This is a genomic window from Aureispira anguillae (assembly GCF_026000115.1).
GTDB lineage: Bacteria > Bacteroidota > Bacteroidia > Chitinophagales > Saprospiraceae > Aureispira > Aureispira anguillae.
This window is the reverse complement of the sequence record NZ_AP026867.1, coordinates 1817060-1831883: the sequence shown is the minus strand read 5'-3', so window position 1 is coordinate 1831883 and position 14824 is coordinate 1817060. Positions and strand designations below refer to the sequence as shown.

At 37.0% G+C, this 14824-nt stretch carries 12 protein-coding genes; 10 read left to right on the top strand and 2 right to left on the bottom strand.

Going from position 1 to position 14824, the window contains the following annotated elements; genetic code table 11:
• Nucleotides 1-63: 63 nt before the first annotated feature.
• Both AsAng_RS06855 and preA read left to right on the top strand, forming a co-directional pair.
• A complete protein-coding gene (locus AsAng_RS06855; protein WP_264792054.1) occupies nucleotides 64-1377 on the top strand; it encodes an FAD-dependent oxidoreductase in 1314 nt (437 codons plus the stop codon).
• Between the two features lie 203 nt (nucleotides 1378-1580).
• A complete protein-coding gene (preA, locus tag AsAng_RS06850; RefSeq protein WP_264792053.1) occupies nucleotides 1581-2900 on the top strand; it encodes an NAD-dependent dihydropyrimidine dehydrogenase subunit PreA in 1320 nt (439 codons plus the stop codon).
• Between the two features lie 413 nt (nucleotides 2901-3313).
• On the opposite strand, the gene AsAng_RS06845 is transcribed toward preA, so the two are convergent.
• Entirely contained in the window at nucleotides 3314-4759 is a 1446-nt protein-coding gene (locus AsAng_RS06845; protein ID WP_264792052.1) for a T9SS type A sorting domain-containing protein, read from the bottom strand.
• A 329-nt stretch (nucleotides 4760-5088) separates the two neighbouring features.
• Here AsAng_RS06845 and AsAng_RS06840 point away from each other — a divergent pair, with 329 nt between their 5' ends.
• The 4 genes from AsAng_RS06840 (at nucleotide 5089) to AsAng_RS06825 (ending at nucleotide 9382) form a co-directional block, all read left to right on the top strand.
• Nucleotides 5089-6951, top strand: a complete 1863-nt coding sequence (locus tag AsAng_RS06840; protein ID WP_264792051.1) for a M61 family metallopeptidase — start codon at nucleotides 5089-5091, stop codon at nucleotides 6949-6951.
• Between the two features lie 143 nt (nucleotides 6952-7094).
• Nucleotides 7095-7922: a tetratricopeptide repeat protein gene (locus tag AsAng_RS06835; RefSeq protein WP_264792050.1), complete on the top strand. Its 828-nt coding sequence runs from the start codon at nucleotides 7095-7097 to the stop codon at nucleotides 7920-7922.
• Between the two features lie 245 nt (nucleotides 7923-8167).
• Nucleotides 8168-8521 carry a hypothetical protein gene (locus tag AsAng_RS06830; RefSeq protein WP_264792049.1) on the top strand — a complete coding sequence of 118 codons (354 nt, stop codon included), beginning with the start codon at nucleotides 8168-8170 and terminating at the stop codon, nucleotides 8519-8521.
• Between the two features lie 63 nt (nucleotides 8522-8584).
• Nucleotides 8585-9382 (top strand): SDR family NAD(P)-dependent oxidoreductase, encoded by a 798-nt coding sequence (locus tag AsAng_RS06825; RefSeq protein WP_264792048.1) that lies wholly within the window; start codon nucleotides 8585-8587, stop codon nucleotides 9380-9382.
• A gap of 46 nt (nucleotides 9383-9428) precedes the next feature.
• Here the strand turns inward: AsAng_RS06825 and AsAng_RS06820 are convergent, their stop codons facing one another.
• Nucleotides 9429-11657 carry a nitric-oxide reductase large subunit gene (locus tag AsAng_RS06820; protein ID WP_264792047.1) on the bottom strand — a complete coding sequence of 743 codons (2229 nt, stop codon included), beginning with the start codon at nucleotides 11655-11657 and terminating at the stop codon, nucleotides 9429-9431.
• Between the two features lie 332 nt (nucleotides 11658-11989).
• Here AsAng_RS06820 and AsAng_RS06815 point away from each other — a divergent pair, with 332 nt between their 5' ends.
• The 4 genes from AsAng_RS06815 to AsAng_RS06800 all read left to right on the top strand — a co-directional run bounded on the left by AsAng_RS06815 (nucleotide 11990) and on the right by AsAng_RS06800 (nucleotide 14771).
• Nucleotides 11990-13030 (top strand): sensor histidine kinase, encoded by a 1041-nt coding sequence (locus tag AsAng_RS06815; protein ID WP_264792046.1) that lies wholly within the window; start codon nucleotides 11990-11992, stop codon nucleotides 13028-13030.
• 3 nt (nucleotides 13031-13033) lie between these two features.
• On the top strand, nucleotides 13034-13723 hold the full coding sequence (locus AsAng_RS06810; RefSeq protein WP_264792045.1) for a LytR/AlgR family response regulator transcription factor: 690 nt from the start codon (nucleotides 13034-13036) through the stop codon (nucleotides 13721-13723).
• Between the two features lie 292 nt (nucleotides 13724-14015).
• Entirely contained in the window at nucleotides 14016-14375 is a 360-nt protein-coding gene (locus tag AsAng_RS06805; RefSeq protein WP_264792044.1) for a hypothetical protein, read from the top strand.
• 144 nt (nucleotides 14376-14519) lie between these two features.
• Complete coding sequence (locus AsAng_RS06800) at nucleotides 14520-14771, top strand: Kazal-type serine protease inhibitor family protein (RefSeq protein ID WP_264792043.1); 252 nt, start codon at nucleotides 14520-14522, stop codon at nucleotides 14769-14771.
• Nucleotides 14772-14824: the final 53 nt, after the last annotated feature.

The window sequence follows — 14824 nt, the reverse complement described above, 5'->3', positions numbered from 1 at the left end:
GCGATTTAGCAACCTACTTTTTCTATAGTACAGAAAAAGCAACGGACTATTATAAATTATAATATGGAATATAAATCACCCACTACTCAGGAAGAAGTCGCTGCTAATTTTGAGCAGTTGCATCCTACTATGAGTGCTAATATGGCTTATTATGAAAGCTCTAGGTGTTTGTTTTGTTACGATGCTCCTTGTGTTCAGGCTTGCCCAACCAGCATTGACATTCCTTTGTTTATAAAACAGATTAACACAGGGAATATTGATGGAGCCTCTAAGACAATTTACGATGCCAATTACTTTGGTAACATCTGCGGAAAAGTCTGCCCTACCAAGGTGCTTTGTGAAGGGGCTTGCGTTTACAATCACCAAGATGTACAGCCTATTGATATTGGAAGCTTACAAGCTTTTGCTACTGCTCATACCCTAAAAAAAGGCAAAAAATTATACCAACCTGCTCCCGAAAACGGTAAAAAAGTAGCGGTTATTGGTGCGGGACCTGCTGGTATTAGTGCCGCTTGTGAATTGCGTTTATATGGTTATACCGTTGATGTATTTGAGGCAAAAGAACATGCCTCTGGGCTCTGTCTTTATGGCATTGCTCCTTACAAAATAACCAATGAAGAGATTTTGGCAGAAATGGATTACCTGCAAGAGCAATTTGGATATACGGTTCATTACAATCATCCAATTCGTACGAAAGAACAATTACAAGCGTTAGAAAATAAATACGATGCTATCTTTTTGGGCATTGGAATGGGAGGAACTCGCTCCTTAGGCATTGAGGGAGAACAACTACAACATTGTATTGGGGCAACCGAATTTATAGAAGCCTTCAAATTAAATCCACTGAATACCTTTGTTGGCAAATCAGTAGTGGTAGTTGGTGGCGGCAACACCGCAATGGATGCAGCTTCTGAAGCCGCTAGAATGGGTGCCTCCGTTCAGTTGGTTTATCGACGAGACAAGGCAGAAATGGGAGCTTATGCTTTTGAATATGACTTGGCAAAAAATGCAGGGACTCAGGGCCTGTTCAACTGCAATCCAATTGCTATTCTAGGGAAAGAAAAAGTAGAAGGAATCCGTTTAATTAAGACCACCGTTGAGGCGGGTCGGGTTCAAACAATAGCAGGATCAGAATTTGAATTGGCATGTGATATGGTTATTCTTGCAACGGGTCAAGCAAAATTACCCGACTTTTTAGGCTTAATTGATGGTCTAGAATTGGATGCCAAAAATAGAATTGTTTGCAACGATGGTTATCAAACTACCAACCCCATGTACTATGCTTCAGGCGATGCTGTTAATGGCGGCGCCGAAGTGGTTAATGCGACTGGGGAAGCTAAAATAGCTGCTCAAACCATCCATCAACACTTTTCTTAATAATACTCCGTTAATTAGCTAGTGCGCTAGCGCTTATGAGCTCCCTGAGGTCGGTTCGTTACACTCGTGAGATAGTTTTTTGCTTTTTTTAGTTCGCTATGCTCATGAGAATAGTTGTAAAAAAGCAAAAAAAATATCTTGTATTTAATTCAACCTAAAATTATTTTCTATTCTAGGATAGAAATGTTCTATAAAAAAATAAAATGATTGATATATCCGCAAATTTAGCAGGCATTAAGTCGCCCAATCCTTTTTGGTTGGCTTCTGCCCCTCCTACCAATTCAGGCTACCAAATTATGAAAGCTTTTGACGCTGGCTGGGGTGGTGCTGTCTGGAAAACCTTAGGTGTCCCTGTCGTTAATGTATCTAGCCGTTATGGTGCTGTTAATTATCGAGATACACGAATGATGGGCTTAAATAATATTGAATTGATTACGGATCGCCCCTTAGTTGACAATTTGCGTGAGATGGAAGAGGTCAAAAAGTATTTTCCAGATCATGCTGTCATTGCTTCTCTAATGGTTGATACTCGTGAGGAATGGCACCAAATTGTTAAGGATGTCCAGAATGCTGGTGCCGATGGTATCGAATTAAATTTCGGCTGTCCACATGGAATGTGTGAACGAGGTATGGGGTCTGCTGTTGGGCAAAATCCTAGTGCTTTGGAAACGATTACCAATTGGGTAATGGAAGTTGCTACGGTTCCCGTTATTGTAAAATTAACGCCCAACATTACCGATATAACAGAACCCGCTCGTGCTGCAAAAACAGGGGGAGGAAATGCCATTTCGCTCATCAACACCATTCAATCAATTGTTAATATTGATCTGGATACCCTCTGCCCTACGCCTATTGTTGGAGGGCAATCTACCAATGGAGGTTATTGCGGCCCTGCTGTAAAGCCTATTGCTTTGAACATGGTCAAAAACTGCGCTTTGGACGCTGGTGTTGGGCTGCCCATTTCAGGTATTGGTGGAGTCGAAACGTGGCGGGATGCTGTTGAGTTTATGTTGTTAGGAGCTAGCAATGTACAGGTTTGTACTGCTGTTATGCATTACGGATTTGGCATTGTTCGTGAAATGGAATCTGGTTTGCGCCAATTTATGGCAGACAAAGGTTTTAACAAGTTGGATGATTTTATTGGCAAATCACTCCCTAAGGTCAAAGAATGGAAAGACTTAAATTTAAAATATGAAGTTAAGGCAAAAATCAATGCCGATAAGTGTATTGGTTGCCAATTGTGTTATATCGCTTGCGAAGATGGCGCTCATCAGGCAATAGAATTAAAAGCAGGCACTCGTGTTCCCAACATTATTGATCATAATTGTGTGGGGTGCAACCTGTGCTCTTTGGTCTGCCCTGTTGACGATTGTATCACCATGGTTCAAACGGACGATGGCACTCAATTTAAATCTTGGCAAAATCGCTTGGATGAAAATTCTGCCCCAACTACTTTTAACGATCAACGTGGTGGTGGTGTTGGGCATTATGTTCCTAAACCTAGCGATGCGCTTAAAAAGTAATTTTAGGTTCTACATTACTCCGTTAAAAACCCGAACAGAGCTTGCGACCTCACGAACCCAGCTTGCTGGCTCACGAGGTACGAGTAACAAACAGAGTGAGTAACAAAGCTCACGTAGTAACCACGCAGAAGCAGCGAAGCTAATCGCATCACATTATTGCATGAGTGCTGCGCAGTTGATTATTAACACCATATATTTTTGCAACTTAAAACATTAAAAAACTAAACAACTATCTCATGACCGTAGGGAACAACTAAGCACAGCGTTCATGACCGCAGGGAATAATGAGTGAAGCGATCATAAGCAAAGCGCACTAGCTAATCAACGGAGTACTAGTTCTAGAAACACCTTTATTATATGGAGAAACCAACGATTCATTGGTTTCTCCTTTTTTTGGTTTCCGATTTCATTAATTACCGAATGATCAGCTTTTGACTGCTAATATATTCCCCTGCTTCATCAAAAGTAACAATCGAATAAAATCCCGTATGAAGGGAATGAATATCGATTTCTAAAACTTGAGTCCCTGCCTTTTTATGTTCTTGCTGAACAACTTTTCCTTGAGCATCTACAATTAATAATTGAATAGCTTGGGGCAGTACTTGGTCGAATTCTACTTGGATAAATTCTTTGGCTGGATTCGGAGCAATAGATAACGTAGGTTCTTTTTTCTTTATTTTTGGAATGCTTGTCACTGCTACCACATTAATTGTAAAACCCTTAAAATCAGCTCCATAAATAGGGACACCATTATCTCGTACTTCAATCACAAAAACATGCTGTCCTGTATCTGCCGCCGTTGGTGTCCAACAGAATGTACCAATTGGGTTGTTGGTAGTATCAATGGTGAACGTTGCTCCTGGAATAGGAACTCCTAGCAGTGACATTGTTAATTGTTGAGCTGTATCCAAATCTTCAGCATGAATATCAAAACACAACGTTTGCCCAACTACAATAGTTGTATCGTAATTATTGGTACTATCAATTCCTGTAATAACAGGCGTATTATTAAAACAATTCGATCCCACTATCATAATTTCACGGGTAACACTTCCAATCACAAGCCCTCCTCTAATTTCTTCTACTAATACGCATATCATGGCCATTTGTAGAGGAGATATAAGATAGTCAATTATTCCTGTTTGTGGATCAATACTGACAGGATTAGAGGCTCCTAAAGGCGCTGTTCCGCTATATCCTGCTTGATAATTAACGGTATCATTTTCATTCGCTAAGCAGGAGACCAATGAATAGCGCAAAGTGTCTCCTTCATAGTCATAAGCTCCTTGATAATACTGCCCTGGCATATTTTGACAAGCTCCAATAATTGGGAAGTTGCCAAATTGCGGAGATGAGTTGTAGCCCATATTGTTAACATTATTAAGGACACTGTGTAAATAAAATGAGGTCGTGTTAGGGCTAAGGATCGAATTAAAGCTATCGCTATGGCAACAAGAGGACCAACTGAGATCAAAAACCGTACAAGCTGCTGGTACAACCAAGGTATCTAGATAAAGATAGTGCTCTATTCCTCTCGTTCCAGTTCCTCCATTGCAATAACTCCCTCCTGAGAAAGCATATTGAGTGGCGTCTATTGGATAACCTGCGGCTTTGGACAAAGGCAGGCTGCCTGCAATACCTCCTTGGCAAGAGGAAGACCAATCTAAAATAATGGAATCGGGTAAAGCTGTCCCTTGGCAATCTACAAAAAGTTTTGTGCTAATAATATAGGTGTTGCTAGCAATGCTGTGGTAAGTAATCTCTCCACTTAAGATTTTGTGTTGAGCAATGGATGAAAGGGTTCCGAAAAGGATGAATAAACATCCAAAAAAAAGTTTTAGCGTAAAGGATCGGTGCATTTTTTGTTTTGTTTTTTAAGTAATACTTCGTGGATTAGTCCCTGTGGTCATGAGTGCTGTGCTTAGTTATTCGCTGCGCTCATGAGATAGTTTAATGCGATTAGCTTCGCTGCTACTACGTGAGCCTTCAAGTTTTCCACGAAGTAATGTTAAAGGAGTGTTTTAGAAAAAATATATAACATATATTTCATCTAACGATTAATAACTCCTATTTGCTGCTTGCTATGGTATTAGACATCATTTGGAACTAAAACATCGTTAATTATTTCGGAAATTTATTTTATCTTGTATCTCTTTTTGTTTCTTAAAACTTCAAATTTCGTATTCCCATGAAATTGGCAATTTTCTTATTATTTTTTTGTCTATTTCCTACTTCCATTTTGTTTGCTCAACGCTACAACTATAAAGTAAACCTCAAGGAGATAAGCAAGGATCAGCTCACTATAAAATTAAAAGTTCCGAATCTAAAACAAAAAACACTGCTTTTTCAGTTTCCTGTGGTAATACCAGGCTCCTATGGTACCGTAGATTTTGGAAGGTTTATTCTTAAGTTAGAAGCAAAGGATAAAAATGGTAATAAATTAAAAGTTAGCCACCCTACGCTAAATACTTGGAAGATCAAAAATGCTGAAAATATTGATGAAATTTCTTATCGTGTAAATGATACTTGGGATACCAATATTGTTACTAACCCAGCTGGAACAAATATAGACAGCAACGTTTTTCTTTTTAACAACCACGGCTTTTTTGGTTTTTTCAAAAATTATGAACATCTGCCTTTCAACATTGAAATCGATAGGCCAAGTTATTTATACGGAGGAACCGCCTTAAAGAAAACAGGGGGCGATCATGATACCGATATTTTTGAAGCAGATTCTTATTTTAAGCTCATTGATAACCCTATCCTATTTGCAAGACCTGACACGGCAACGTTTAAGGTTGGAAATACAACTTTTTTAGTACAACTCTATTCACCAACGGGTCGAAATAATTCCAAATCGTTTGTAAAGGATTTAAAGCAAATCGTAATAGCTCAACAGGCTTATTTAAACAAACAGTTGCCGCTAGAGCAATATGTGTTCTTAATTTTTATGATTAAGGAGTTTGAAAACTATAGAGCTTCTTGGGGAATTGGTGCATTAGAACATACAAATTCTTCTGTATATTGCTTGAAGGAGGGAGCACTAGAAAACTTACGTTATGTTATTCGTGATATTGCTGCTCATGAATTTTTTCACACGTGGACTCCATTAAGCATTCGTTCTAAAGAAATTCATTTTTTTGATTTTATGGAACCCAAAATGTCCAAGCACTTGTGGCTTTATGAAGGGGGAACAGAATATGCATCTATTCATTATCAAGTGCAAAATGGCGTTATGACCGTTCAACGGTATCTCGATATTTTAAGCTCAAAGATTAAAAATAGTGGTCGTTATGACAATTCTATTCCATTCACTGTTATGAGTAAAAAATGTGTTAACGAATTGAGCAGTGAGTATGGTAATGTATACCAAAAAGGGGCACTTATTAATTTATGCCTTGATCTAAAACTTAGAATTCTTTCTAATGGAACTTATGGTTTTCAGAACATGATCCATGATTTATCCCAAAAGTACCATGCCAAAAAGCCATTTAATGATGAGGATCTATTTGATGAGATAAGCGAACTAAGTGGCTACCCAAATGAAATTAGGGATTTTTTTAAAAGCTATGTAGAAGGTCCCGAACCGTTACCAATAGGGCAACTGATGGATGAAGTTGGAATTTCTTTTCTAAAAAACGCCGTGATCAAAGAATTATCTGCTTTTGGATTTAATCCTAATAATGGACTGCGTTTTAATAATGAACAAGCTAAATTAGAGTTACAAGAAAAAGGAATTGATTCTTTTGGAAAAAACATTATGGGATTCCTGCACGGGGATTTACTCTACAAGTGGCAAGGAAAGGAGCTTGAAATGAGAACGCTTAAAGAAACGTGGGAGGTTTATAAAAAATCGGCTAAGGATGGTGATCTATTAAATGTTACGGTGTTGCGTAAAAATAAAGATGGTGTTTATGTTGAAGTCGAACTAAGTGCTAAGTTAATTCAAGTAGAGACAGAAATCAATAACACCTTTGTTATAAATCCTAAGGCAACAGCAAAAGTATTAAAAATTAGAAATGCTTGGTTGGGTAATTATAGAACAAAGTAAGGATTTTTTTTACACACTTCTTTACTTTTTTGCCTCAAACATTAACTCAATCTTTACGAATATAGACTGGTCATAAATAATTGGAACAAAAGGCTTAAGTTGAATAAAAAAAATTTAAACCGTTTTACATTCCAACTTACAACATGACAAAAGCATATATTTTATTTACTTTTTTATTTTTAATCGTAAGCTGCAAAGGGCAGCAGGAACAACATTCTAGTGAGCTTTCTCAAGAAAAAATTATTGCCCAATACTTAAAAAATGGTGCATGGAACCACCATTACCTCACCAAAGAATGGGACAAATGGATCAATAAGGGGCTCCAAAAAGATTCAACGATTGCTTATTTATGGCAGCAAAAAGCATTGCCCTTTTGGAAACAAAAAAAATATCAATTAGCGGTCACCTATTATGACAAAGCCGTCATCTATGATCGGCAGCAATGGCTGTCTAGGCTTGGATTTCTCAAATGTATTTTTGCTAAAGATTACCAAGGAGCCTTAAATGATTTGATTGCTTATATCAATGAATTTGGTTCTACCTATGAACAAGATCATGCCTTAGCATTTTATATAGGAATTTGCCATTTGCAATTAAATCAATACGATAAAGCCCTCCACGTTTTAAGTGAAAATGCCAAAAAGCAAGAAAAAGAAAATGGAGCGGACTGGCTTCATTTTTTAGATCGATATTACTTAGCCATAGCCCACTATGAATTGGATAATTACCAAGCTGCTATTGCGGAATTGGACAAGGTATTGGAGATTTACCCCAACTTCTCTGACGCACAATATTATAAGAGTATTTGCTTAAACTATATGGGTAAAAAAGAAGCAGCAAAAGCTTTGATGAGATTAGGAAAACAAAATTTTGAAAATGGATATACTTTTAATGAAGATTCTTCCTCGTACGAAACATATCCTTATCAGATTACTTGGCAATGGAAAGCCATTCAATCAATCTTAAAATAAACTTCCCCCCAACAAAAAACACGCTCCTTTAGAACTAGCCCTGATTTTTCAGTCTACCCAAAAATAGATTACAAGGGGCTCAGTTCTAAACTAATTTCAACCAAAAAATTAAGCTTATTAATAAAACTAAACTAATTTTTCTTTGGAATTCCGCTAAAAGAATCGTTCATTAAAGTCCATTTTAAACATCACTCCACACAATCTAAATTTAACTCCATTTCATTCACCTTTAATTATGTTTAAATATGGTACAAAAGTACTTAGGTTTTCCACTGTCTGAATCCCTGTTAAATCGTGTCCACGAGGTAATCCAAGACCTCAAAAAGGATACGAATAAACGTCAGCATGCTTTAAGACTATTCCAGGCAATTAGCGATTTGTCCGATGAAGGATTAGATTATTACTTTATACAATCGCTAAAGCGAGCAGGGCTTGGCAGAATTAAAATGATTGCGGTCGAAAATGCCATAAAAGTTGGTAAAAAAGCGATCTTAACGGTTGGAAAAGGAATTATAAAAGCCATGACCGATGAACAATTGTTAATCATTGCTACTGTGATCGAAGAATCTATTACAGTTCGTGCTTCAGCAGATGCTTAAATCTTCTGATTAAATGTACATGTTCTCTAAATCCCAAATACATTAGATAAGAAATAATAAGGTATGGTGCTTCAAAACAAACGCATTCTAATTACAGGTGGCTCCAGTGGTATTGGAAAAGCAACAGCCATTGAATTGGCCAAACAAGGAGCAATCATTATACTTCAAGCTAGAAATGTTGACAAACTAAAAGCCGCAGCGACCGAAATAAGCTTATTGGGCGCTAAAGTACATTATTATTCTACCGATTTAACTACTGCTGAGGCTGTTGAGGCCTCAGCCAATACCATTATTCAAGAGGTCGGTTTGCCCGATATTGTAATCAATAGTGCAGGTTCTGGCGACTGGTTGTCCCTTAAAGAAGCTACTCCCAAACATTATGAGACGACGATGGCTTCGCCTTATCTCGCCACGGCATTTACTTGCAAAGTTTTTTATGATAAAATGCAAGCAAGAGGCAGCGGGCATTTTATTATTATCAATTCTGTGGCTTCTTACTTTTCTTTTCCTGCGGCAACGGGTTATACCGCAGCAAGATGGGCAATGTTAGGTTTTGCTAAATCCTTGCAAGCAGACTTGTATGCCAGTAAATTTAACGTCTCGTTGGTTACCCTAGGCAAAGTATCTAGCCCTTATTTCACGAATAATCCCACTAGTGAGGAACGAATTCCTAAAATTTCTGATTACTTAGTTTCCACAATGAGCGAAGAATATAGCGGAAAAGTAATCGCCAAGGTAGCTCAATTTCCCAAGCAGGAAACCATCAAACCTTTTATGTTGGCTATTTTGGTGCGGCTCAATCGTTTTATCCCAGGTTTATTTGCTTGGTTGATGCGCTTGACTGCTTATAAAGCCAAATAAACGTTGTTGCCATGGAGAATTGCTATTCTCCACGACAACAATGCTGTTACTGCTGTTTTTTATAACAATAAAAAGTTTCTGAAATGCAAAACCAACAGAAATAGAAAATTCCAATAGAAAACAGAACATCGCCTATCATTCTTAGCCATTTTAAGGTTTGAACTAAAGGCGAATAAAGCAGTTCACTGCTTCTTGCATACCAATAACCATGTTCTATAGATGCTTGGGCTTGAATAATCCCTACTGGCAACAAACTAATCAAGACCATTGCTAATAATCCTATGTTTAGCATCCAAAAAGCTCTTTTAAGTTTCTTATTTTCTAATGCTTCCCATTTACGGGAAGAACAAAGCCTCAAACAGGTCACAATAAATCCCATTCCGAGCATCCCATACACCCCAAATAAAGCCGTGTGAGCATGAACAGGAGTTGTGTTTAATCCCTGAATATAATATAAGGCAATAGGAGGATTAATTAGAAAGCCAAATACGCCTGCTCCAATCATATTCCAAAACGAGACAGCTATAAAAAAGTAAATGGGCCATTTATAGCGTTCCATCCATGGTTTGCTTTTTAGCAACTCCCAATTTTCCCATATTTCAAATCCAACAAGCGTTAATGGAACGACTTCTAGGGCACTAAAGGTAGCACCTAGCGCAATTGCATGAACAGGCGTTCCCGAAAAGTAAAGATGATGAAGGGTGCCTACAATTCCTCCTGCCAAGAAAATAATAGCCGATATAACAGAAGCTCTCCCTGCTGTTTTTGAAGAAATGACGCCCATTTTTGTAAAAATAAAAGCAATGGCAACGGTTGCAAATACTTCAAAAAATCCTTCTACCCAAAGGTGTACCAACCACCATCTCCAATAATTAATAACGGGCAAACTACTGTTTTCTCCATACATAAGCCCCGAAAAGAAAAACATCCCAATCGCAATTACCGCTATCAAAAAAAGGATTAACAAGTGCTTTGCTTCGTTGTTTTGTTTGATTCCGTAGACAATATGACGACCTACCATAAACATCCACAAAATTAATCCTATGGCTAAAATATATTGCCAAAATCTTCCCAAATCCATGTACTCATAACCTTGATGCCCAAAGAAAAAATTAGTGGTCAAATCCAAAAATTGATGGATGCCTAGCCATTCTCCAAACATTGAACCTAACACAATCAACAACAATGCTCCAAATAAAAAATTAATGCCAAAGATTTGAAATTTCATCTCTTGACCGCTAATGATTGGTGCAAAAAACAAGCCTGTCGCCAACCAAGTTGCTGCAATCCAAAAAATAGCTAGCTGCGTATGCCATGTTCGGGTAACGCTATATGGAAAGAACTCCGCAATAAGGTCTACCCCAAAAAAGCTAGTTCCCTCTACCGTATAATGAACAGTCAATGCCCCCAACAAAACTTGCAAGGCAATTAATAAGCTAATAACAAAAAAGTATTTTAAGACCGCCTTTTGGGAAGCCACTAATTGTAAACCAACCAAAGGATCAGTATTCGGAATATCAAGATTTTCATGCTTCTTTTTGAGTTGATACAACACCAATAGCCCAATGAATAACAGGAGTAAAATAATAGAAAAACCAGACCAAAGTTGTGCATCTGTTGATATGGTATTGTCAATAAGTGGCTCATGCGGCCAGTTAGAGGTATAGGTAATCGATTGGTCGGGTCTATTGGTGCTCGCTGCCCACGAAGTCCAAAATAAAAAAGCGTTCAAATCTGCTAAATTAGCTGAATCGGTCAAGCTATTTTTAGGTATTGCATACTCATCCCTCCCATCTCTAAAAATGGAACTATAATAAACCACATTCGCTTGTATTGCAGCATACCTAGCTGCTGATAAAGTAATGGTTCCTCCATTACTCTCTTTAAAGGTATTGGTTCGGATTTCTTTAATCAATCTAGCCTTTAGTTGTGCTTGTTGTTCTTCATTTAATGCTTGGTAAGTTGTTGCGCCTAATTCTCTAGCCCAAGCATCAAGCATAAATTCGGCTTCTCTATGAATCCAATCTGCTGTCCAATCGGGAGCTACGTAGCTCCCATGTCCCCAAATAGATCCGACTTCCATCCCTCCTATGGATTCCCAAACATTTTGTCCTCGTTGAATATCCTTTCCCGAATAAATTATCGTTCCTGTTGGTTCAACAAGTACCTGATTAGGAATCGGGGGCTGCTGTTGATAAATTTCTGTACCTACCCAACTAAGTATGGCAAATGATAATACAATCACCATTGCAAACAAGGCCCATATTTTTCTCATGTCTTATTTTTTTAGTTCTTTGATCACCCAAAGAGTTATTTTTTATAAATTAAACACCAACGTTTGTGGTTGTTCTTTCTATTTCAAAATTAGGGACTATTCACGTTAATTTTTATGACCCATATCATAATAATACTCCGTTGCTTGTTTAGTTTTTTAATAAAAAAAGGCATCATTGAGCAATGAAAATTAAATACAAATGAATTAAGCATTCTTTAATTTATTTACCCTACAAATCGTTTGCAGATATTTTTACTCCATTGGCAGAATAGATTTTTGAAATTGGTGACAATAGTTGATCTTAACTTTTATTAACCTCAAAATTCTTAGAGATGAAAAAACCGTTTGTCATTGTGTTGCATTTAATCTTTTGGGGAGGCTTTCTATTTTTGTTAATGGTTATGTTAGGCATTTATTTTAGGGGTAATGTCCCAGAATCACGCCTTGCTTTCTATATGGAACTACTTTGTGGATTTATCTTAGTTCCATCAATGACAAGCTTTTATCTTTTTTATTTTGGGGTGTTTCCAAATTATTTGCGCCAACGAAAAATTGCTCTATCCATCGTATATGGGATATTCAGCACGCTTCTGGCGGTAACTTTAGGAGTGCTTAGCCTCTCCTTTATACGGGATGTCACCCCTACATTCGGAATTTGCAAAAAAAATTCGCCCGATGGTTTGCTGGTTATGTTTTTTGTCTCCTTGGCTTGTGGTGCCATAGCGCTCATACTAAAAGGTTGCTTAACTTGGTTGGAAGAAATAAAGCTTAAGGATCGCCTGCGGCAAAAAAATCACGAAATGGAATTAGCTTTAATTAAAGCCCAATTAGACCCTCATTTTTTATTCAATACGATTAATAATATTGATGTTTTAATGTTAAAAAATGCTTTGGAAGCTTCTAAGTATTTAAACAAACTATCTGATATTATGCGGTTTATGCTTTTTGAAACCAAAACAGATAAAATTCCATTGGCACACGAAATTGAGTATATCCAAAAGTATATCGAATTGCAAAAAATAAGAACCTCTAACTCGGATTATGTAAATTTTGAAGTAATAGGCAATCCTCAACATCAAACCATTGCCCCGATGGCATTTATTTCATTTATCGAGAACGCTTTTAAGCATACCAATAATAAAAAAATAAAAAATGCAATTGATATTGTCATTAAAATTGAAGGGGATGCTATATCCTTGGTTTGTAAAAATAAATTTGATAGCAGCCGAAAAAAGCAAACAAAAAGTAATGGCATTGGTAATCACTTAATTCAAAAACGTCTAAATCTAATTTACCAAAAAAAACACCAATTAAATATTAGCAATCAAAAGGACTTGTATCAGGTCTTTTTAAGGCTGCAAACAGTACGATAAATTATGAGAAAATACAATTGTATTATTATTGAAGATGAGCCTTTGGCGCTTGAACGAACTGCGTCTTTTGTCCATAAAATCCCATTTTTAAACTTGTCTGCTACCTTTGACAATGCACTGAATGGGCTACTTTATCTTAAAAATAACGCCGTAGATTTGCTGTTTTTAGACATCAATATGGATGAGCTATCGGGGATAGAATTGCTTGAAAATTCTTCCATTAATAGTCAAGTCATCTTTACAACAGCTTACCAAGAATATGCACTCAAGGGCTATGAATTAAATGTTACCGATTACTTGCTCAAACCATTTACTTTTGAGCGTTTTTTGCAAGCAGTCAACAAAGCTTGCGAAAATATAAGTTCCAAGCCTTCAACCATCAATCGGGATTTTATTTTTATAAAAACCGAAAATCGCCTAGAGAAAATTATGTTTGAAGACCTCCTTTATATTGAAGGAATGCGAGATTACAGAAGAATTCACACCACAAAAAAAAGAATCATGACCTTGCAAAACTTCAAAGAATTGGAACAAATACTCCCCGCTAATCTAGTAGCAAGAGTGCACAAATCTTATATGGTTGCCTTTGCCAAAATAGACTCTATAGAACGCAGTAGAATCCGTATTTCTGATCAGCTTATCCCCATCTCTGAAACCTATAGAGCCGCCTTTTTTAAAAAGATCAAAGCTTAAGCCCTCAACGCAAAATCACCTAATTATCAACAACTTACTAAGCTCCTTGCTCATTTTCGGCAGGGATTTTTTTTATCCATAAAGACGGGTTAACGCTTATTTTTTTGCAGAAGAAAAACACAAGTACACAGAAAGCTATCCCCCCTTTGCATAACAGAATTGCAAAACTAGCTCTATTCTTAGATATTTACAACTGTAAACAATGGCTATCACTACTAATAAACAGCCACTTACAAACAAAAGAACAAATTCCTTTTTATCAAATATCTATTCACAACTAAGATTAAACATCATGAAAAAATTAAGCTTAATTACCTTTTGTATTTACCTTTTGCTTATTGTTGCTTGTAAAAAAGAAAACTGTAGAGACAGTAGGCTTGGAAGTTACGATGGCGACGACCCCACTTATGGAACAATTACTTGTGTATTGGATGCAGGAGAATCCGAAAAAGCTCTATCGGTTACCTTTAATGTAGTTGGGCAAACGGTTACCCTTTCTGGAGAACTGAACGCAGATTGTTCGACCATTAGTATCCCAAACCAAAAAATAGGAACCAATTATTTCTCTGGAGTATTCTCATTAGATGGTACTAAATTAACTGGTTCATTGATTCTTAATGCTACAGCTTTTCCCTTTCTTTTAAGTAAGTAACTCTTTACCAAATCTTTGGACTCTTCAATAGCTTCTATGAAGACTGCTAACAAGAAGAAAGTTCGTAACAAAAATTTATCCTCTATTATTCTTATTTAACCATTATAACCTCAATTTATTATGAAAAAGCAAATTTCTTTTTTTATGCTAACATTACTTGCTGCCTCAATGACGACTCTTATAAGCTGGCAGGAAAAATCATCTTCTAATTCATCTCAACAAGAACTAACCTCGGCTAATTGCTACTGCCCCATGGTCTATGATCCAGTTTGTGGAATTAATGGCGTAACCTATAGCAATGCCTGTGTTGCTCGATGTCATGGAGTAAAACACTATACTCCTGGTGCCTGCAATGGTAATGGAGGCGGAGCAGTTTTACTGAGTCTAAAAGAATAAACTCAATAGTTCTGCATCAATAAAAAAGGTAACCACAAAATGGATTTGCGGTT